Annotated in this window: 18 protein-coding genes; 7 read left to right on the top strand and 11 right to left on the bottom strand. The window is 61.8% G+C overall.

What is annotated here, in order from left to right:
• The 8 genes from YH62_RS20670 to YH62_RS20635 all read right to left on the bottom strand — a co-directional run bounded on the left by YH62_RS20670 (position 1) and on the right by YH62_RS20635 (position 10,248).
• A complete protein-coding gene (locus tag YH62_RS20670) occupies positions 1-846 on the bottom strand; it encodes a DUF296 domain-containing protein (RefSeq protein ID WP_046796173.1) in 846 nt (281 codons plus the stop codon).
• 25 nt (positions 847-871) lie between these two features.
• Positions 872-2,503: an acyl-CoA synthetase gene (locus YH62_RS20665; RefSeq protein ID WP_046796408.1), complete on the bottom strand. Its 1,632-nt coding sequence runs from the start codon at positions 2,501-2,503 to the stop codon at positions 872-874.
• Between the two features lie 2 nt (positions 2,504-2,505).
• On the bottom strand, positions 2,506-3,675 hold the full coding sequence (locus tag YH62_RS20660; RefSeq protein ID WP_046796172.1) for an acetyl-CoA acetyltransferase: 1,170 nt from the start codon (positions 3,673-3,675) through the stop codon (positions 2,506-2,508).
• Between the two features lie 18 nt (positions 3,676-3,693).
• Complete coding sequence (locus YH62_RS20655) at positions 3,694-4,575, bottom strand: IclR family transcriptional regulator (RefSeq protein ID WP_046796171.1); 882 nt, start codon at positions 4,573-4,575, stop codon at positions 3,694-3,696.
• Between the two features lie 29 nt (positions 4,576-4,604).
• Positions 4,605-5,624 carry a TRAP transporter substrate-binding protein gene (locus YH62_RS20650; protein WP_046796170.1) on the bottom strand — a complete coding sequence of 340 codons (1,020 nt, stop codon included), beginning with the start codon at positions 5,622-5,624 and terminating at the stop codon, positions 4,605-4,607.
• Positions 5,625-5,681: 57 nt separating this feature from the next.
• Complete coding sequence (locus YH62_RS20645) at positions 5,682-7,523, bottom strand: TRAP transporter large permease subunit (protein ID WP_046796407.1); 1,842 nt, start codon at positions 7,521-7,523, stop codon at positions 5,682-5,684.
• A gap of 332 nt (positions 7,524-7,855) precedes the next feature.
• Positions 7,856-8,659 carry an SDR family NAD(P)-dependent oxidoreductase gene (locus YH62_RS20640; protein WP_046796169.1) on the bottom strand — a complete coding sequence of 268 codons (804 nt, stop codon included), beginning with the start codon at positions 8,657-8,659 and terminating at the stop codon, positions 7,856-7,858.
• A 140-nt stretch (positions 8,660-8,799) separates the two neighbouring features.
• Positions 8,800-10,248, bottom strand: a complete 1,449-nt coding sequence (locus YH62_RS20635; RefSeq protein WP_245282148.1) for a carboxypeptidase — start codon at positions 10,246-10,248, stop codon at positions 8,800-8,802.
• Positions 10,249-10,541: 293 nt separating this feature from the next.
• On the opposite strand from YH62_RS20635, the gene YH62_RS20630 reads away from it, so the two are divergent.
• From YH62_RS20630 to YH62_RS20615, 4 genes are all read left to right on the top strand, one after another.
• Positions 10,542-11,453: an ABC transporter substrate-binding protein gene (locus YH62_RS20630; RefSeq protein WP_046796167.1), complete on the top strand. Its 912-nt coding sequence runs from the start codon at positions 10,542-10,544 to the stop codon at positions 11,451-11,453.
• A gap of 81 nt (positions 11,454-11,534) precedes the next feature.
• The gene (locus tag YH62_RS20625) at positions 11,535-12,698 is read left to right on the top strand and encodes an ABC transporter permease (RefSeq protein WP_046796166.1); all 1,164 of its coding nucleotides are present in this window, start codon (positions 11,535-11,537) and stop codon (positions 12,696-12,698) included.
• Positions 12,695-13,633 (top strand): ABC transporter ATP-binding protein, encoded by a 939-nt coding sequence (locus YH62_RS20620; RefSeq protein WP_046796165.1) that lies wholly within the window; start codon positions 12,695-12,697, stop codon positions 13,631-13,633. Before YH62_RS20625 ends, YH62_RS20620 begins: the two co-directional genes overlap by 4 nt.
• A complete protein-coding gene (locus YH62_RS20615) occupies positions 13,630-14,373 on the top strand; it encodes an ABC transporter permease (protein ID WP_046796164.1) in 744 nt (247 codons plus the stop codon). The genes YH62_RS20620 and YH62_RS20615 overlap by 4 nt, the downstream gene beginning before the upstream one ends.
• Positions 14,374-14,403: 30 nt before the next feature.
• On the opposite strand, the gene YH62_RS20610 is transcribed toward YH62_RS20615, so the two are convergent.
• The gene (locus tag YH62_RS20610; RefSeq protein ID WP_046796163.1) at positions 14,404-15,327 is read right to left on the bottom strand and encodes a pseudouridine-5'-phosphate glycosidase; all 924 of its coding nucleotides are present in this window, start codon (positions 15,325-15,327) and stop codon (positions 14,404-14,406) included.
• Between the two features lie 162 nt (positions 15,328-15,489).
• Here YH62_RS20610 and YH62_RS20605 point away from each other — a divergent pair, with 162 nt between their 5' ends.
• Positions 15,490-16,101, top strand: coding sequence for a LysE family translocator (locus YH62_RS20605; RefSeq protein WP_046796162.1), 612 nt, complete (start codon positions 15,490-15,492; stop codon positions 16,099-16,101).
• A 39-nt stretch (positions 16,102-16,140) separates the two neighbouring features.
• On the opposite strand, the gene cml is transcribed toward YH62_RS20605, so the two are convergent.
• Positions 16,141-17,328 (bottom strand): CmlA/FloR family chloramphenicol efflux MFS transporter, encoded by a 1,188-nt coding sequence (gene cml, locus YH62_RS20600; protein ID WP_082118437.1) that lies wholly within the window; start codon positions 17,326-17,328, stop codon positions 16,141-16,143.
• A gap of 297 nt (positions 17,329-17,625) precedes the next feature.
• On the opposite strand from cml, the gene YH62_RS20595 reads away from it, so the two are divergent.
• On the top strand, positions 17,626-18,225 hold the full coding sequence (locus YH62_RS20595; RefSeq protein ID WP_052760474.1) for a DUF922 domain-containing Zn-dependent protease: 600 nt from the start codon (positions 17,626-17,628) through the stop codon (positions 18,223-18,225).
• Between the two features lie 164 nt (positions 18,226-18,389).
• Here YH62_RS20595 and YH62_RS20590 read toward each other — a convergent pair whose 3' ends face one another.
• Positions 18,390-19,205: an AraC family transcriptional regulator gene (locus YH62_RS20590; RefSeq protein ID WP_046796159.1), complete on the bottom strand. Its 816-nt coding sequence runs from the start codon at positions 19,203-19,205 to the stop codon at positions 18,390-18,392.
• A gap of 220 nt (positions 19,206-19,425) precedes the next feature.
• Here YH62_RS20590 and YH62_RS20585 point away from each other — a divergent pair, with 220 nt between their 5' ends.
• Positions 19,426-20,118: a GntR family transcriptional regulator gene (locus YH62_RS20585; protein ID WP_046796406.1), complete on the top strand. Its 693-nt coding sequence runs from the start codon at positions 19,426-19,428 to the stop codon at positions 20,116-20,118.
• Positions 20,119-20,158 lie beyond the last annotated feature (40 nt).

Raw genomic sequence — 20,158 nt, 5'->3', positions numbered from 1 at the left:
TCAATCCTCCCGGTTGCCTATGATGACGAGTTCGAAGGTGACGCCGACCGGATTGTCTCCTCGAGCAAGCCGGCCGTGGTAAATGACGCCATCGGTATCCACGACGGCAACATCGAGCCGCGCCCGCAGGCCTTCCGCAGTCCGTTCCAGCACGCCGTTTTCGATATCGATCTCTGTTGCAAGGCAGTTCACCCGTCGACCGTCCTCGAAGATAGGTTCATAGATGCTGCCGATGCCGTGGATGCTGCCGCTTTCGATGCCAGCTTCGGCGCAAGCGGCTTCGATCGCCGTTGCGATATCCTCGTTTGGGCGGACGCGAAACAGTACGCCGTTGCCAGACAGGCTGTCGCCCTTGGCCGAAAACAGGGTGAAGTTCGTTTCCGGATCGGGGATAGAGGAGAAGGTCGCAGACGCGCTGCCATGACCTTTCACCCAGATCGGGCGGCTCACGACGCTGTCGAAAGGCAGTACATGCCCCATGCGAGGTTTATCTTCGCCCGTATCCCAGATGCCGTGGCAATGCAGAAATGGCGCCCCGTCCCGCTCGCCGACCATCGCGGTCGCGGCGACGAACCTGCCGCCCGCTTCGGGCGCATGGGTTTCGCTGTACCAGGCGGCGTGCTCCTCATCCGGCGAAAGAGCCGGCAGCACATAGCGGAAGGGATCGCAGGCGCCGCCTTCGATCGTGACATAGCCGCCAAGGCAGCCAGCTTCGGCAAAGACCCGCGCGATCCCGTCCATGAAGGTCTCACCAGGCTGAAGCTCTCCTTCGACCGGCCTCAGAACGGTTCTGACGGCCTCTCGCCGCACCTCGGCAACCGGGCCGGGATGCCTGATCTGCCGCATGGCGGATCTTTCCTTCCGTGCAGCATCAGCCATCGATCTCGCCCCGCTTCTGCAATTCCTCGCGGATCATCTTCTTGGTGATCTTGCCATAGGCGGATTTCGGCAGGGCCTCCCAGAAAATGAAACGCTTCGGCATTTTGTAGCGGGACATCTTGCCGCCGATGAATGCGAGGAGTTCCTCCTCGGTCACGGATGTTCCCGGCTTGGCGACACAGACGGCAATCCCCACCTCGCCCCAAAGCGGATCGGGCACGCCCAGCACCGCCACTTCGCTGACTGCGGGATGGGTAAGGAGCTTCTCCTCGATCTCACGCGGATACACGTTGGAGCCGCCGGAAATGTACATGTCAGAAGCACGGCCGGTGATGTAGAGGAAGCCTTCCTCGTCCACGTGCCCGAGATCGCCGGTGCGGAACCAGCCGTTGCGGAATGCCTTCTCGTTGGCTTCCGGATTGTCATAGTAACCTGCGAAAACGGCCGGTCCGGTGCAGCAGATTTCACCGGTCTCATAGGGCGATAGCTCTTCGCCGGCATCGTTCTGGATCGAGACCTGCATTCCGGTCCGCTCCATCCCGCAAGTGCCGATCTTGACGCTCTCCCCGTCTTCCGCCGAATGCAGCGCAGGCGGCAACACCGTGATCGCTCCCGTTACTTCCCCGAGCCCGAAATACTGCACGATGACCGGACCCAGCGCCTTCAGCGCCCGCTTCTGGTCCTCGCGGTACATCGGCGCGCCGGCATAGATCACATATCGCAACGAGGAATGATCGTATTTCTCCGCCGCCGGATGCTCGACCAGCATCTTCAGGATCGTCGGCACGGTGAACATGGTGGAGACGCGCCATTTCTCGACCAGCGCCCAGGCAGCATCGATATCGAACTTCTCCGTCGGCAGCAGGATCGTCTTCACGCCATGCGCCACCTGTGTGAGCTGGTGAACACCGGCGCCATGGGACAGCGGAGCCACCACCAATGAGGCGTCCGCGGACGTAACCCCCGGCATCAGATCGCAAAGGTGATTGTTGACGACGAAAGCCATCTGGCCATGCGTCAGTACCGCCGCCTTGGGCCGTCCGGTCGTGCCCGAGGTAAAGAAGAACCAGCAGGGATCGTCGCGATCGACTGCCGCTTCCACAGGCTTGCGGCCGCGGAATTCCTCGACCAGCGCGTCATAGGAAGGACCGAACCCAGCTTCGCCGATCGCGAGCACGAACCCGACATCGGGATTGCCGCTGCGAACCACTTCCGCATGTTGCGGAAAGGAAGCGTTGCAGATCATGCCAGTCGCGCCGCTTGCCTTAGCGAGATAGGCGACCTCCTCCGGCGTCTGCCGGAAATTCGTCGGCACCCAGACTGCGCCGATCCGGAAGCAGGCGAACATGGATTCGAACATCTGGTTGCAGTTCTGCGACTGCACCAGAACGCGATCACCCTTGGTTACCCCGAAGCGCTCCTGCAATGCGGTCGCCATGGCATCGATGCGGGCCTCGAACTCCGCCCAGGTCCAGGTCTTCTCGCCCCAGACGACGGCGATGCCCTGCGGATCGCGCCGCATGGATTGGGTGACGAAGCGGGCGAGGTTCATGACCCGGGTGGAGCGCGGTAGAAGTCCGCCCTTCGGTCCCGCCTTACCATCCACGCCAGCCGAGGCAATCATGTTCATTTCGCCCGCTCCAGGATCGAGACGTAGTTGGCGACCGCAGCTCCGCCCATGTTGAAGACGCCGGCAAGCGAGGCTTTCGGCAGCTGCATTTCGCCCGCTTCGCCGCAAAGCTGCATGGCCGCCATCACATGCATCGAAACCCCGGTCGCACCGACCGGATGCCCCTTGGATTTCAGACCGCCGGATGGATTGACCGGTAGCCTGCCATCCTTGGCGGTAATGCCTTCCCGGATGACACGATGCCCCTCGCCGGGCTTGGCAAGCCCCATCGCCTCGTATTCGATGAGCTCGGCGATCGTGAAGCAGTCATGCGTTTCCACGAAGCTCAGGTCCTCCAGCGAAACGCCGGCTTCTTCCAGGGACTTTCGCCAGGCCAGCCGAGCTCCTTCAAAAGCGATCGGATCGCGGCGCGACATCGCCAGGATATCGTTGACATGGTTGCGCGCACGGAAAGCCACAGCACGGTTCATGCCGGCCGCAACGTCCGGATGGGCGAGCACGAGCGCCGCTGCTCCGTCGGACACCAGCGAGCAATCCGTGCGCCGAAGCGGCGGTGCGACATAGGGGTTCTTGTCGGAAACCGTATTGCAGAACTCGAAGGAGAAATCCCGTTGCATGTGGGCATAGGGATTCTTGACGCCGTTCGCATGGTTCTTCGCGGCGATCATCGCCAGCTCCTCGGAACGGTCGCCGTAACGCTGGAAGTAATTGCTCGCGATGCGGCCGAATAGGCCGGCAAAGCCACCCTCCACATCCGCTTCTTCCTCACGGAACGAGGCGGAAAGCAGCACATCACCGGTTTCCTTGGTCGGCAGCGAGGTCATCTTCTCAGCGCCGACAACGAGCGCGATCTTGCCGCGCCCGGAGGCGATGAAATCAAGCGCCGAATAGATCGCCGCCGATCCGGTGGCGCAGGCATTTTCCACGCGCATGGCGGGCGTATGGGTAAAGCCGTCCGCCGCCATGGCGACCAGCGCGCCCTGGAAATCCTGCTTGGTGAAGCCGTTGTTGAAAACCCCGACGAAGATGCCGTCGACATCCCTGGCCTCGATGCCCGCATGGGCGAGCGCCGGATTGACAACCTCCGCCATGAGCTCGCGGGTGGTGGGGGCTTCGGATTTCCCGAATTTCGAATGGGCCCAACCGACGATCTGCGCCTGTGTCATGATCTGTCTCCTTTTCGGCTAAACGCGCTCGGGCACTTTCCGTGCCGGCTGCCGCGGCAATCTTCCGGCCGTGGCTCTCTCGGAATTGAACAAGGCTTTCAGCTTCCCCTGGATACGGTCGACCTCCACGCGCAGCAGGTCGGCAAGCTCGACCTGCCTCGCAGGCCCCATGCGGCTGTCGATCGCCGCGATCGACAGCGCTCCGGCGAGGCGGCCGTCCGGAAGCAGGATCGCCATTCCGATGCCCCAGGAATTGGCAACGACACGGCCTGGATTGATCGCATAGCCAGCCTCCCTGGTGCGAGCGACATCCTCGCGAATGATAGCCGGCGAATAACCGGGATATTGTTTCGCGACGATGTCATGCGATCTCTCGATAACGACTTCGACTTCGGCATCCGGAAGCGCCGCCAGCATGGCGAGCGACCCGGCGCCCACACCGAGCGGATTCTGATCGCCGGTGAGCAGCGCATGGGTGCGCACCGGATAGGTCCCTTCCTCGCGATGCAGGCAGACGGCGTAGTCATCCCGCCGCATCGAAACGAAGCTGGTATCGGCAGTCACGGCAGAAAGGCGCCTCAAGCTTTCACCGGCCATCTCCAGAAGCCCATGACGGCGCGAAGCCAGCATGCCGAGCACATAGAGTTCCCCGCCGAGATAGTAGCGGCGGGTCATCTCGTCCTGCTCGACAAGACGGGAGCGCATCAGGGCCATCAGCAATCGCCTCGCCGTCGGCTTGTTGAGACCGCTGCTGGCCACCACATCACCCAGCGTGACGCCGGTATCGGCGCCGCGCCCGACGATCGCCAGAAGCTGCAACGCTCTTTCGACGGCCTGCGCTCCCGAACCGGAAGCGGCAGCACCCCTGACAGCCGACAGCTCTTCTATGCTGGCCTCCATATGCGTTTCCCGCGCTTATCGTCTTCCCGTCACCCGAGCGACTTGCCGACCGCCCCTTCCAGGATCGCCCAGGCTTCGTCGCCGTATTTCGACTTCCAGTCGGCGTAGAAATTCGCCTCTTTCAGCTTCTCCTGGAAAAGGCCACCGTCCGGCGTGTTGAACGCCATCCCCTTGCCCTCGAGTTCCTTCTGGACCGAGGCATTCAGCCCCATGACATCCTTGCGCTGCAGTTCGGCAGCGGCGTTGAAGTGCTTGGCGACGATCTGCTGCAGGTCTTCCGGCAACGCCTGCCAGGAGCGGCGATTGAGGAGAATCCAGAACCCGTCCCACATGTGGTTGGTCATTGAGACGTATTTCTGGACTTCATAGAGCTTGGCGGTGGTGAGGATCGCCAGCGGGTTCTCCTGCCCGTCGACGATACCTGTCTGCAGCGCCGTATAGGTCTCGGCGAAATTGATGCTGGCTGGCGCAGAGCCGAAGGCGGTGAACATGGAAGTCCAGAGCGGACTTACCGGCACGCGGATCTTGAAACCTTCCAGATCCTTGGGCGTCTCGATCGGCCCCTTGGAGGAAGTGATCTGGCGGAAGCCGTTGTCCCAGATCTTGTCAAGCGTCAGCAGCCCCTTCTTTTCGATTTCGCCACGCACATATTTCCCGAGTTCGCCGTCCATCGCCGGCCAGACCTGATCGTAGCTCGGAAACGCGAAGCCGACGCCGTTGAGCGAAGCATTGGGAACAAGCGTCGACAGAATGATCGGCGAAAGGCTGAACATTTCGACGCCGCCGGCGCGAACCTGATTCAGCATGTCGGTGTCGGCGCCGAGCTGGCTCGAGGGGAAGATGTTGATCGCCATGCGGCCGCCGCTCTCCTCCTGGATCTTGGCAACGGCTTCCTGCGCCCGCACGTTCATGGGGTGGGTAAGCGCCTGGTTGTTGGCGAACTTATAGGTGAATTCCGCAGCGTTGGCCGGGCGCGTGCGGATCGAAAATGTCGTGGCGACGCCTGTCGCGGCCGCGCCCATGAGTAGCGTTCTACGGTTGACGTTCATGAAATCCTCCTCCGATTTCAGTTGATTGGATTGACGTATGAAGCCTCGCGCTCCCCCTCACAAAAGGAACGTCGAGAAATAGGGGACGGCCGCGATAACCACGAGACCGATCATCAGCGCGCCGATATAGGGCCAGATCGCCTTCATGGCCTCGTCGGGCGAAACGTTTCCGATCTTGCAGGCAATATAGAAGCCGATGCCGATCGGCGGTGCCATCAGGCCGATATTCATGGCGGTCACCACGACCATCGAATAATGGATATCGTTGATGCCGACGGAGCGGGCGACCGGGAACATGATGGGCGCCATCAGCACGATCGCCGGCAGGCCTTCCAGCACACAGCCCAGCACCATGAAGATCGCGATGGTGACGCCCATGAATGTCATCCAGCCGCCCGGAAGACCCTGCACCGCTGCCACCAGCTGCGCCGCGAAACCCGTCTGTGTGAGCGCCCAGGCCATGGCGGAAGCCGCCCCCAGGATCATCAGGATCGCGCCGGAAAGGGCGGCCGTCTCGACGAGCATGGAATAGATCCGCCCACGGCTGATGCCACCATAGAGCACGGCTCCTATGATCATGGCGTAAAGAACGGCGATGGTGGAAACTTCGGTCGCCGTCGCGATACCTTCGCCGACCGCAGTACGGATCAGGAAGGGCAAAACGAGCGCAGGTGCCGCGACAAGGAAAACCTTCCAGATCAGCGAAAGAGGTGCGCGTTTCACGCCCGCCATGGATTCATGCCGGGACTTGAAGCGGGCGAGAACCGCCAGCACCAAGAGCAGCACCATGGCGATCGCAAAGCCGGCGGTGAACAGCCCGGCGATCGAAACGCCGGCCGCCGATCCCAGCACGATCAGCACGATCGATGGCGGCACGGTTTCGGCCATCGCCGCCCCGGTTGCTAGAAGCGCGATCATCTCCGGCGGCTTGTGGCCGCGCCGCTTCATCTCCGGAAACAAGGCCGGCGCAACCGTCGCCATGTCGGAGACTTTCGAGCCGGAAATGCCCGACACCAGAAAGAGGGAGCCGAGCAGCACATAGGACATGCCGGCGCGCACATGCCCGAGCAGAGAGGCCAGGAATTCGACAATTGCCTTGCCCATGCCGGTGGCATCGAGAATGCAGCCGAGCAGCACGAAGATCGGTACCGAGAGCAGGATGATGCTCGACATGCCCTCGTCCATGCGGCCGATCATCACGAAGATCGGCACCGATGTGCTGAACGAGAGAAAGGCCAGTGTCCCGAGCCCAAAACAGAAGGCAATCGGCACGCCGAGAACCAGGAAGAGAGCAACGAACCCGACGAGGAAGATCGGTATGTTCCAATTGCCAATCTGCTTTAGAGTGGGCGATCCTATCCACAGGAGTGCTGTCGCCAACGCGATCACCACAACCGAAATCAGGATCTGCCGAAAACTCGCCCCACGCAGGGCATGGACGAGCGCCAGAATCAGCATCAGCGTGACACCGACCGGAAGGGCCGACGCCCGCCAGCTCATCGGAATGTTGAGCGCGGCGGAGGTGATATAGGATTCCTCCATCGCATATTCGAAGGCCGGCCGAAGCATGGCGCCGAGAAAGAGGGCGACGAGCAGCATGGACAGCGTGCCCGCGAATTTCTGGATCCGCTCCGGAAACATGCCCACGAAGAGCGTCAGGCGAAGGTGCTCGCTCCGATCGACAGCCATTGCGGCGCCGAGCATGGCGAGCCAGAGAAAGGAAATCGACGCCACCTCGTCGATCCAGACGATCGGCAGCGAGAAGACGTAGCGCGAGATCACGCCGGTGAAGAGAAGCGCGATGATCGCCACCAACAGCACCGCGGCGACAGCTTCCACCGGCCGCATCCACACGGAGCCGGATTGTTGCGGCGCGACTCCCTCGAGCCCCGCCAGCATAGCCGCATCTTCGAGCGGATCGATCGTATTGTTGACTGCCGTCACCTGCATATCCTCCTTGATGCACATTTCTCATGCGCAATGCAGGAAGATGTCGACGGAATGGCATCACCGATGGCGATGAACGCGTCACATGCCCTCCTCGGCAGGCTCCGCTTTATTCCTCCCCGACGTCCGGCTCCTCCTGCCGTCCGCTTGGTCCACGATATGGATCTTCTTTTCGATCAGACATCGCGACTTTGCGCAACAGTGCGCTGCATGGCAAGTCGGAAATCCTTCGAGCGACAAAAAATTTCAAAATCGATCCATATCGTGGAATTCTCCAAAAGACCTCAGCCGAGGCTACCGGAAACGGTTACGTGCAGCCCGCCATCCACCGGCAATTCGATGCCTGTTATGTACTTCGCTTCGTCGGATGCGAGAAAAACCGAGGCCCAGGCGATATCCCACCCATCTCCCTGACGTTTCATCGGGGACAGCGCATCGCGTTTCGCCTTCATCTCGTCAGCGGTGCCGTAATAGCCGCTGATCTGCTTCTGGATATGCGGAGTGTCCATAACCCCAGGGAGAATGGCATTGGCGCGGATACCCTTGGCGGCATATTCCACCGCAATAGCCCGAGTGAAGTGGTTCAGGGCCGCCTTCGATGCATAATATGAAACGTAGGGATAGCCGGTCCAGCGTATGGCAGCCAGCGACGAGATATTGACGATCGCGCCGCCGCCCTGTCGTTCCATGATGGGCAGAACCGCCTTGCAGGTCAGGAACGCGCTGGTGAGATTGACGTCCATCACCCGCCGCCAGCTCTCCTCGGTCGCTTCCGCCGCTCCGCCTGGCACATTGATGCCGACATTGTTATGAAGCACGTCGATGCGGCCGAAACGCTGCATCGTCGCTTCCACCACCGACGCAATCTCCTGGGATTTCGTGACATCCGCGGCAAGCGCCAAACCTCCCCCGCCCTCGGATTCGATCACCTCCAGCGTATTGCGTGCCGCCTCGAGGTTGACATCGACGCAGACGACCTTGCCGCCTTCGCGCGCATAGGCGACGGCCGCCGCCTTGCCGTTTCCCCAGCCTGGGCCGACCGAGCCCGCGCCGAATACCAGGACGACCTTGTCCTTCATGCGATCCATTTTTGGTGTCTCCTCCCTTTGATTCCGGACAGGCCGGATTCGGAGAGCAAACTTAGAAGTGGCTGGCGCGAGGGTCCATGCTCAATCCTGCACAGGCTTTGTCCGGAAACGATCGGATGGGACCCTTGGACGCGAGTTCGTCAATCCGTCGCCTTGGCCTCGTAGAACGTCCGCGCGTCCAGCGCAAAGCTGCGGCGGGAAGCCGGATCGGTGTAGAACATATGACCGCCGCGATAGACCTTGAGTTCGGCACGCCCCGCCGCGAGATCGGACGGCAGATGATCGATCACGTAGCGGCTCACGCCGTAGGGCGTCAGGGCATCGCTGTAACCGTGCACCACCATCACCCGGAACGAAGGGATGACCGAGAGCAGGTCGCGCAGGTCTCCTGAGGCGCTAGCCATTGCCCGGTTATCTCCGCCCCTTCCGCCGTTCCACTCCCAGCGGCGGTTCACGTCCTCGTTCAGCAGCGTGTAAGTCACTTCGCTGGGGAAGCCCAGCTCATGCCGGGCATAGTTGGCAAAGGCAGCGCCATAAGCGCGGGTGTAGCCATCGAGGATGGGATCGTCGTTCCGGCTGTAGCCGGCTTCGGGATAGGCGTCGGGAACACTGTAGGCCGCGTCATAGGAGCTCGCAATCTGTCCGCTACCGGCTGCCCGCTTGGCATAGATATCCCCGACGAAGCCGCGCGTGCGTGCGACATCCTCTTTCGGAATGCCGGTGAGTTCCGAGATCCGGCTGTAGAAACCGTCCGCGACTGCTCCGGAAGGAGCGGGGCCGGCGAGTGAAACCAGATAGTCGCCCATCGCGAAGCGCTCGGCCTCGCCTAGTTTTTCCGGCGTGAAGGCATTGGCGCGCTCCAGCTCGGCTGCCGCAAGAGAGGGCAGTTGCAGGGCCGCAGCCAGTGGGTCGTCCCCCGTGCTCGCGAGGAACTGGCCTTCGATCATTGGCGAGACCATGATCACGCCGCTGGCGAGGATACCTTGATTGCCCTTCAACGCCGTCGCGACCTTGGCCGCGCGGAACCCGCCATAGCTCTCGCCGAGCAGGTATTTCGGCGCATCCATTCGGTCGTTCTTCTGAACATAGAGGGCGATCACCTTGGCAAGGCTTTCGGCATCCTGCCTCACCCCGTAGAAGCTGCCCGCCGCGTCATTGCTTGCCGCGCGGCTCCAGCCGGTGCCGACGGGATCGATCAGCACAAGGTCCGTGAAGGCAAGCCAGCTATCGGGATTGTCCGATAGCTTCGGGGTGGTGCCGTCGTCCTGAGAAGGACCGAACTCCAGCACGCGAGGCCCGACGAGACCGAGATGCAGATAGGCCGAGGCAGCACCCGGACCGCCATTGAAGACAAAAGTGAGCGGGCGTCGGGGCTGCCGATCCTTGGATACATAAGCCGTATAAAAGACCTTTGCTGTACGATCACCATCCTGCCCGAAGAGATCGAGCGTGCCGGCGGTGGCGGTATAGGGCAGGTCGCCGGAAGCGGTCTTTAGCACGTGATCCGTGCTGGAATCGGGAGGGATGAGATTGAAAATCCCGCTTGAGGCATTTCCCCGCTGCGGCGGCTCCCGCCCCTCCTGCGCCATCACCGGCGCGGCCACGAGAGCCAGAAACATGGCGGCGAGCGATAGGGTACGGTGGAACTGCAAACTCGACTCCTTTTCGGGTACCAGCGCCTCCATGACAATCTAGGGCGCCAAAGCTCCTCCGGAAAATTCAACTCCTATTGATCGGCGCATCGACAAACGGAAGGAACTTAGCCGTCAATTGCCGGAAACCCCTTTTCCTTTTCTCGAACCCTGCCACATATAGCAGTTCATGCCCCGCAGGTGCCGAGGTCGCCGGGTCATAATGGGGACGACAACGGAGGGTTCATCCAATGATTCTGAAGACGAAGTTCATCGCTGCCGCCGCGGCTTTCGCCTTTTCCGTCGGCATGGCGAACGCCCAGGTCGTCGTCTCCTCGAAGATCGACACGGAAGGTGGTGTGCTTGGCAACATCATTCTTTCGGTGCTGAACGCCAACAATATTCAGACCACCGATCGCATTCAGCTCGGCGCCACGCCGGTGGTCCGTCAGGCGATCACTGCCGGCGAGATCGACATTTATCCGGAATACACCGGAAACGGCGCCTTCTTCTTCCAAAAGGCCGACGATCCGGCATGGAAGAACGCTGCGCAAGCTTACGAAACGGTCAAGACACTTGATTACGACGCCAACAAGATAGTCTGGCTGACGCCTTCACCTGCCAACAATACCTGGGCTATCGCCATCCGTAAGGATGTAGCCGATGCCAACAGCCTGAAGACACTCACCGATTTCGGCAAGTTCGTTGCCGGTGGCGGAGAGGTGAAGCTTGCCGCCTCTTCGGAATTCGTCAACTCCGCGGCAGCCCTTCCGGCCTTCCAGACCACCTATGGCTTTACCCTGAAACCCGAGCAGCTCATCACGCTTTCAGGTGGCGATACGGCGGCCACGATCGCCGCGGCTGCCAACCAGACGAACGGCGCCAATGCCGCGATGGTCTACGGCACCGATGGCGGCATCGCTCCCTCCGGCCTCGTCGTACTGGAAGACGACAAGGGCGTGCAGCCGGTCTACCAGCCGGCGCCGATCATCCGTGAAGCCGTTTTGAAGGAACATCCGGATATCGAAACCGTATTGAAGCCGGTTTTCGAGAAACTCGACCTCATAACGCTGCAAGAGCTCAATGGCCGCGTGCAGGTGGGCGGCGAGCCGGCAAAGGCCGTCGCCGAGGATTTTCTGAAACAGAACGGTTTCCTGAAATAAATCCCTTCGACTTCACTTCACGCCGGAATAGGCCGGGTCTATGAAAATACCCGGCCTATTCTCGACGGCAGAGGCAGCGGTTTGAAAATCCCGTTCGACAAACTCGGCATCGTGATCGCCCTTCTGGCCGCCTACGGGGCTCTCGCGGCACCCTTTGCGACACTGAAGCCGAACCGCATCGTGCAGGGCGAAGCAAAGGCAATTCTCTCGGCGCTGCCGGGATGGGCGGGCTGGGGCCTCGCCTTGCTCCTGTTCGCCGCCACCCTGATCGCGGTCCTGCGGACGCCGGTCCAGTTAAGGTTTTTCGCCGCCGCAGCGGCCCTTATCGCCTTGGCATTGTCGATCGGCCTGGCCGCAACTTTTCTGACACCGGAAAGCAACAGCTATGCCCGCGTCTCGCCGGCTTCCGGTTTCTGGATACTCATCTTCGCCTTCACGCTTTTGGCTGCCGATGCGATCGCCCGGTTGCAGCCCCGGCCGCTGACGCGGGTGCTGGTTCTCATCATGGCGGCGATCGCGGTTACGGTACTGCTTACCTCCGGAAGCTGGAACGGCCTGTCGATCATGAAGGAATATGCAAGCCGCGCCGATGTCTTCTGGATCGAGGCCGGCCGCCATGTGACGCTGGCGCTCGGCTCGCTGTTCGCCGCGGTCGCCATCGGCTTGCCCCTCGGCATTCTCTGCCATCGCGTCGAACCGCTCAGAGCCGCCGTCCTCAACACGCTGAACCTCATTCAGACCATTCCGTCCATTGCCCTCTTCGGCATATTGATCGCGCCGCTCGGATGGATCGCTGCTAATGTTCCGGGAGCCGCCGCGATCGGCATTCGCGGTATCGGCGTGGCGCCCGCATTCGTCGCCCTCTTCCTCTATTCGCTGTTGCCGGTGGTGGCCAACACGGTCGTCGGTCTCGCCGGTGTGCCGCGCGAGGCGAACGAGGCGGCACGCGGGATCGGCATGACCGACCGTCAACGCCTTTTCAGTATCGAATTCCCGCTTGCATTACCCGTCATCCTCACCGGCATCCGCATCGTGCTCGTCCAGAACATCGGGCTCGCCACAATAGCAGCCCTCATCGGCGGCGGCGGCTTCGGCGTCTTCGTCTTTCAGGGTATCGGCCAGACGGCCATGGACCTTGTACTGCTCGGCGCGGTTCCCACGGTAGCTCTCGCCTTCGCGGCCGCAGTCGTGCTCGATGCGCTGATCGAAATGAACAGTCGCATACCGAAAGGAAGGCCGGCATGATCGAGATCGAAGCCATCACCAAACGCTACGACGGCACTGCCGTGGTCGATGACGTCTCGATGGTGATCGAACCCCGCACGATCACCGTCGTCGTCGGCACGTCCGGTTCCGGCAAGACGACACTGCTCAGGATGGTCAACCGTCTGGTGGAGCCGACCTCGGGCACGATCCGCATCGACGGCGAGGACAACCGGGCGATCCCCGGCCATGAACTGCGCCGCCGGATCGGCTATGCCATTCAAGGACACGGGCTCTTCCCGCACCGAACCGTCGCGGAGAATATCGCCACCGTGCCGACCCTGCTCGGTTGGGAAAAGGCGAGGATCGACGCAAAGGTTGAAGAACTGCTCACGCTTTTCCAGCTCGATCCCGAGACGTTCGGGGCACGCTATCCGCACGAGCTTTCCGGCGGACAGCAGCAGCGCGTCGGCGTTGGCCGCGCACTTGCCGCCGAACCGAATATCCTGCTGATGGATGAACCCTTCGGCGCGCTTGATCCGGTGATCCGCGCGAAGGCGCAGGACGACCTGCTCGCGATCCAGAAGCATTTCCGCACGACCGTTATCCTCGTCACTCACGACATGGACGAAGCCTTCCACCTAGCGACCAGGATTGCGGTGATGGACAAGGGCAAGGTGGTGCAATACGGCGAGCCGGCCGAACTCATCCGGTCCCCGGCGACGCCCTTCGTCGAAACGCTGATCGGCGAGGCGCAAAGGCCTTTCCGGCTGCTCTCCATCGCAACGGCAGGCGATGCGGCCGAGCCCGGCGAGGTCGAGGGCCCCGCGATCTCCGGAGAGACGAGCCAACAGGATGCGCTGGGTGAGCTCATCTGGACCGGCCGTGATGCGCTTCCCGTCGTCTCCGCAAGCGGCGCCCCGATCGGCAAAGTAACCCTCGACGGGCTGTTGAAACGCGCAGCGAGGCCGCGATGAAACAGTGGCTGCCGACGATTCTGCGGGGGCTCCTGCTTCTCCTGCTGATCGCCTTCCTGGTGACGCCGGGAAGCTTCGAACCGTTGCTGAAGCCGCTGACCCAGACCAACGCACCCGCCATCTATAATCAAGGCAGCCTGCTTTCGCTGACGGTCCAGCATCTCCGCACCGTCTTCATCGCCACATTGGCGGCGATAATCGTCGCCGTGATGCTGGCTATCCTCGTCACCCGCCCTTTCGGCGCGGAGTTCCTGCCCCTTTCGCGCAGCCTGGTGAACATCGGCCAGACCTTCCCCCCGGTCGCGGTGCTGGCGTTGGCCGTACCTGCCGTCGGCTTCGGCGAAAAACCGACGTTGATCGCGCTCTTCCTTTACGGCCTTCTGCCGATCTTCGAGAACACGCTGACGGCGCTCACCAATCTGCCGCGCTCGGTGATGGAGGCTGCGCGCGGCGCCGGCATGACCGACATGCAGCGGCTTGCAAAGATCGAGCTGCCGCTGTCGCTTCCGGTCATTCTCGCAGGCATCCGGCTTTCGGTGGTCATCAGCCTCGCGACCGCCACGATCGGCTCGACGGTCGCGGCACGGACGCTCGGCGAAGTCATCATCGCCGGGCTGCAATCCAACAATCTCGCCTTCGTGCTGCAGGGCGGCCTGATCGTCGGCGCACTCGCCGTGCTGATCTATGACGCGCTGTCCGCGCTCGAGCGCATGCTTGCCCGCCGGATGGGAACCGCCTGAACGAGAGGCAATCCGGCGGTGGCGCCGATATCAGCCCTTCTTCAACGCCGCATAGGCGACGGCCATCTTCGCGGCGAGCTTCGCATTGTTCTTCACGAGCTCGATATTCGCCTTCAGGCTCTCTCCCTTGGAAAGCTCATTGATGCGGGCGAGCAGGAAGGGCGTCAGCTCCTTGCGGCCGATGCCGCGTTCATCGGCCTCGCGCACCGCATCCGCGATCGTGCCGTCGATGAATTCCGGTGTCAGCGCGGCCTCTTGCGGGATCGGATTGGCGATCAGCAGGCCCGTGCCGGTGCCGAGCCTATGATGAAGGTGCATGGCGCGGGCGATCTCCTCCGGCGTGTCCAGTCGGTGGTCCGCCTTGTAGCCGCTTGAGCGTGTGAAGAAGGCCGGAAATTCATCGGTGCCGTAGGCGATCACCGGCACGCGCTGAGTTTCCAGATACTCCAGTGTCTTGGCTATATCGAGAATGGACTTCACGCCGGCGCAGACGACCGCCGTCCTGGTGCGGCCGAGTTCGGTAAGATCGGCGGAGATATCGAAGGTCTGCTCCGCGCCGCGATGCACGCCGCCGACGCCGCCCGTTGCAAAGATATCGATGCCGGCCAGATCGGCAAGCAGCATGGTAGCGGAAACGGTCGTGCCGGCCGATTGCCTGCGCACCATGGCAACCACCAGATCACGGCCGGAAGCCTTGACCACATCCTTTGCCTGGGCAAGCGATTCCAACTCGACGCTTTCCAGCCCCGCCCTCAGCTCGCCTTCCACCACGGCCATCGTCGCCGGCACCGCGCCGTTTTCCCGCACGACCGCCTCGACCGCCAGCGCCGTTTCGAGATTAGCGGGATAGGGCATGCCGTGGGTGATGATCGTCGATTCGAGCGCCACGACCGGACCTCCGGCAGCGAGCATTTCGGCGACTTCACGGCTAAGTTTCGGTTTCAGGAGGGTCATTCACGGTATTCCTTCGTCGTTTTAGGCGGTCTGATAGCATGCCTAGGCGACAGATGCGACGTGCATTCCCCAAGAGAGAACCGCCTGCAATTTCGTTCAAGACCATTGACGTCGTCGAGATCTATCGGAGGAAAGCGTTCGGCCTACCAAAGGACATTTTCCATGAGCCTTGAGTTTCTCCTCACCTCTTTCATCGTCGTCGTCTCGCCGGGCACCGGCGTTCTCGTCACGCTGGCCGCCGGCCTTTCGCGCGGCGCGCGCGCCGGCATTGTCGCAGCGCTCGGCTGCACGCTCGGCATAGTGCCGCACATGATAGCCGCGGTCTCAGGGCTTGCCGCCCTGCTTCATGCGAGTGCGCTTGCGTTTCAGACGATCAAATATCTCGGCGTCGCCTACCTGCTTTTCATGGCCTGGCAGGTATTGAAGGAGAGGGGAGCCCTTTCGGTGGATGAGAAAACTGCTCCTCGTTCGGCACGCCAAGTGGTCCTCTCGGCGATTTTCGTCAATCTCCTGAACCCGAAGCTCTCAATCTTCTTCTTCGCTTTCCTGCCGCAGTTCATCGGACAGGACGAAACCGCTCCGTTGATGCACATGACCGAACTCAGCCTGGCCTTCATGCTGATGACTTTCGTGGTCTTCATGGGATACGGTCTGTTTGCGGCGGCCATCCGCAGCCAGGTCCTGTCGCGGCCATACATCCTGACCTGGATGCGGCGCGTCTTTGCCGGCGCTTTCGTGGCGCTGGGCACCAGGCTGGCATTTTCCGAGCGGTGATTGCGAACGGGCCGGCGCGAGGCCGGCCCGAACATGTTCCTATCGTCTCGAAAGACGTGCCAAGGCAGCCAGCGTGATAAGCGCCATGACCGCGCAATATCCGGCGAGCGGCCATACCGTATCACCGCCGAGCAGCACGACCGACATTGTGCCGGCCACACCGACGATTACGCTCTGTATGCAGAAGTAGAGCGCTACCGCCGTGCCGGCCACGCTGCCGAACTCCTGAAGAGCGCCGTTGGCCGTAACCGAGGCCGTAAAGACGATCCCGACGGCGATGATCCACATCGGCGGCAGGAAGCTCCAGAATGAAGGCTCCACCAAACCTTGCCCGACGACGAGAAGCGAGGCGCCGAGAAGGAGCAGCAGCATCCCTCGGGCAAGACTTCCCGCAACGCCCCATCTGCCGACAAAACGCTTCGCGAAACGGCTTGTCAGGATCATGACGAAAGCAGCGGTGGAAAAGGCCAGGCTGAAGCCGATTTCGGAAAAGCCTGCCCGCCCGATGAGCAGTCGCGGCGCCGTCGAGAAGAACACGAAGAAGGAACCCATGGCCGCGCTGAAACCGAGCGTATAGGTCCAGAAGGAAGCGTTCGTGAGAATTCTCGCGAACGCCACGGTTTCTGTGCCTTCGCGCTTCGGCCGCGTTTCCGGCCAGTTCGGCAGCGCATTGATGAGGGCGATCACCCCCAGTATGCCGAGGGTCGCGAAAATGGCCTGCCATCCGAACCACTCGGCGATCAGCGCGCCGGCAATGGGTCCGAGCGCCGGCACGAAGGCCAGCATCGAACCCAGCAGGCTGTAGATCGCCGTGCCCTCCGGCCGTTCGGCATAGACGTCCCGCACGGTGGCGAAGGTGGCGACCAGGGCAGCCGAGGCACCGAGCGCCTGCAGGATGCGCAACCCGAGGAACATCGCGCCGGACGAGGCGATGGCCAGCAGGAAGGAGGCGAGGATGAAGAGAGCCGCCCCGCCGAGAACGACCGGGCGGCGGCCGATCCGGTCGGAAAGCGGCCCGAAGACGATCTGACCGAAGCCGAGCATGAGCATGTAAAGGCTCAGGGTCAACTGCACGATAGTCGGCGAAGTTTGGAGCATGCCTGGCATGGCCGGCACGACAGGCAGGTAGATATCCATGGCAAGCGAGGCCAGGATATCGAATGGCGCCAACAGCAGGAGCGCCGTCGGCAGGGTATGATTCCAGGTTTGCGATTGTAAATTGGACACGATGGGAGATCCGCTTGAATGAATTTCATTCCGCGGCGATCTGCCACTTCATCAACAATTGGATATGAACCGGACAGAAGGCCGCAACAACAAGGAACTGTTGCTGCGGCTTATATGTCTGACGACTTGGGACCCATTGAACGGCTCGCATATCTAAAAAACGGCCGTTGCTTAGCAGTTCGAGCAGAATTCGCCAACCCCATGCATGAGTGGAGTTCCCATTACCTGACCGATTGAAGCAAGCCGAAGAGCCCGCTAGTGTCCGCCGCACGAGAATAGCCATTGGGGAAAATCCGCGTGACGCCTGCCTTTTCATTCCACCTGCTCGTCGCCGGGTTTCTATCCCTGCCGTCCATCGCGGAGGCACAGTGGCAGGCGGTGGAAAAGGTCAGCGCCTATGCGATCAAAGGCCAATCGGGAGCCGAACTTTATGCGTCGATCGGCGAAAGAGGACCGAATGTCGGAGTAGGCCGAGCGATTGCGCATACGAATTTCAAGCTCACATGGTCGAGGAAATACGAGCCGCAGGATGATGGGTCCTGCATCCTGGTCTCGGCGCGCCCGAACCTCATCATCACCTATACGCTTCCCAAGCCTGCGGCGACGCTTCCCGCAACCGTAAAGCAAGATTGGGAAACCTTCATCACCGGCGTTACGGCCCACGAGAAAGTGCACGGCGAGTTCATCATCGACATGGTGCGGCAAATAGAGGCCGTCAGCGTCGGCCTGAGAGCCGATGCGGATCCGGATTGCAAAAAGATCAGAACCGACCTCACCAAACGGCTCGGAGAGCTTTCCCTCGCACAACGGCAGCGCAGCCGCGATTTCGACAAGGTCGAACTCAGCGAAGGCGGCAATGTCCACCAGCTCATCCTGCGGCTGGTGAACGGGTATTGATGTGAGCAGCGGGTCTGACGAGGCTCGCGATCCCCAACCCGAAACCCGGATGCGAGCCTCTGACCGCCGTCATGGCGGCTTCCAAAACCTAGGAAGGGCCGGCATGAAGGGTCAAATGAACAATTGGTAAGGTTCGGGTCGGCGGTGCTCCGACGAAATGAATATTACCGCGCCACTTCGGCATAATTGCCCGGCGAAATCCCATAGGTGCGCGTGAAAATCCGGGTCATATGGCTCTGGTCCGAAAACCCGCTCTCGACGGCCGCTTGCGCAAGAGGTATACCCCCGGCAATCAACCTGCGGGCAAGCGAAACCCGGCGCTGGATCAGATAGGCGTGCGGCGTAAGCCCGGTCGCCCGAGAAAAGGCACGCAGGAACTGGAACTGCGAAAGTCCGCTGATGGCGGCGAGATCGGGCAGGGTTATCTGTCCGGCAGGGTCGTCGTTCAGTCTTTCGAGCGCGATCGCGACGGCGGCGGGAAAGGCCGGCATAGTGTCCGATTTCTCTTGCATGACCCCGGCCAGTAGAGTGAGCAGCAGTTCCTGTCGGCGCAGGCAGGCCGCAGCCGCCTCCTGCCCGGTGACGGCGGCAAACAGCAGGCGGAAATCACCCGCGGTCCGGCCGATCCGCATCACCGGATCGGCGAACTCGACAAGGGATTTCTTGCCCTCGGTGATCTCCGCGACCGCCTTTGCTATAATATTTGGTTCGAAATAGAGCATCCGCCAGGAGCGTCCGTGATCGCCGATGGGCGCTCCATCATGAACCTCTCCGGGATTGACGGTGATCGTATCGCCCGGACCCGCCTCGACCTGCCCACGGCCGCTGGCGGAGACCTGCGCGCCATGCTCGATGATCCCGATACCGAACTGGTCATGCGTATGCCGGGAAAACCGATGATCCGTCTCCGCCGCCACCGCCTGCACGCCGGCGATCGTGCTCCGGAACAATCGAAATTCGCCTCGTTTCCTTGCCGGCATTCTGCATACCCGTTTTTAGCCAGTATCGCAGCCGTGGGCACCGCCTGCAATCCGCTTGCCGGAGACGGCTTCGATGAACGCCCCTCTTCCGTCACCCTTCCCTGTATACATGCCGCTTGGCATTTGATGAGATACGGCTAAGATTCACTTGGACAGGACTGCCGGGGAGGCACGGGCATTGGACGATACGGCACGAACCACGCAGACGCTGCGGGCGCTGATGGAATTGCGCAAGAAGATCATCAGCGGCGATTTCCCCGGCGGGACACGGCTTTTCGAAGTGCCGCTTGCCGAAGCCCTGCAGATTTCCCGCACGCCCGTACGCGAGGTCCTGTCAAGGCTTGCCGAGGAGGGCCTGCTCGACAGACTGGCGAATGGCGGTTTCGTTGTACGCAGCTTCACCTTCGCGGATGTCGTGGATTCGATCGAGCTTCGCGGCGTGCTTGAAGGCACCGCGGCCCGTCTTGCCGCGGAACGCGGTGTCTCGGCCGGCGGGCTCGACCAGCTCCGGGAAGTCGAGGCCCGGCTTGAGGAATGCTTTGGCGATGAGCCTGGCGACGTCGATTTTGAAGCCTATTCCGAACTGAACGCCAGGTTCCACACCTGCCTTGTGGAGCTTTCGGGCAGCACCGTCCTCCAGCGCGAGATCGAGCGCGCCACCCGGCTGCCCTTCGCCTCGCCTTCGGCCTTTCTTTCGATTAGCCCCGAAGTCATGGCCTTCCGCAAGTCGCTCCATATCGCACAGGAGCAGCACCGGGCGCTGGTTTCGGCAATCGCCGCCCGCGAGGGAACCCGCGCGGAATTCATCGCCCGCGAACATGCCCGCATCGCCCGCAAGAACCTGGAATATGTCATGTTCGAGGATCCCGAACTGATCCTCCAGGTGCCGGGCCTCGTGCTCGTCAATACCTGAGCCGGCCACCGGGCATCGCCTTCTCCGCACTGTTTCGCCG

Source organism: Rhizobium sp. LC145, from assembly GCF_001005825.1.
Taxonomy (GTDB): Bacteria; Pseudomonadota; Alphaproteobacteria; order Rhizobiales; family Rhizobiaceae; genus Neorhizobium.
The sequence above is the reverse complement of the archived record's forward strand: the minus strand, read 5'-3'. Positions and strand labels throughout refer to the sequence as shown.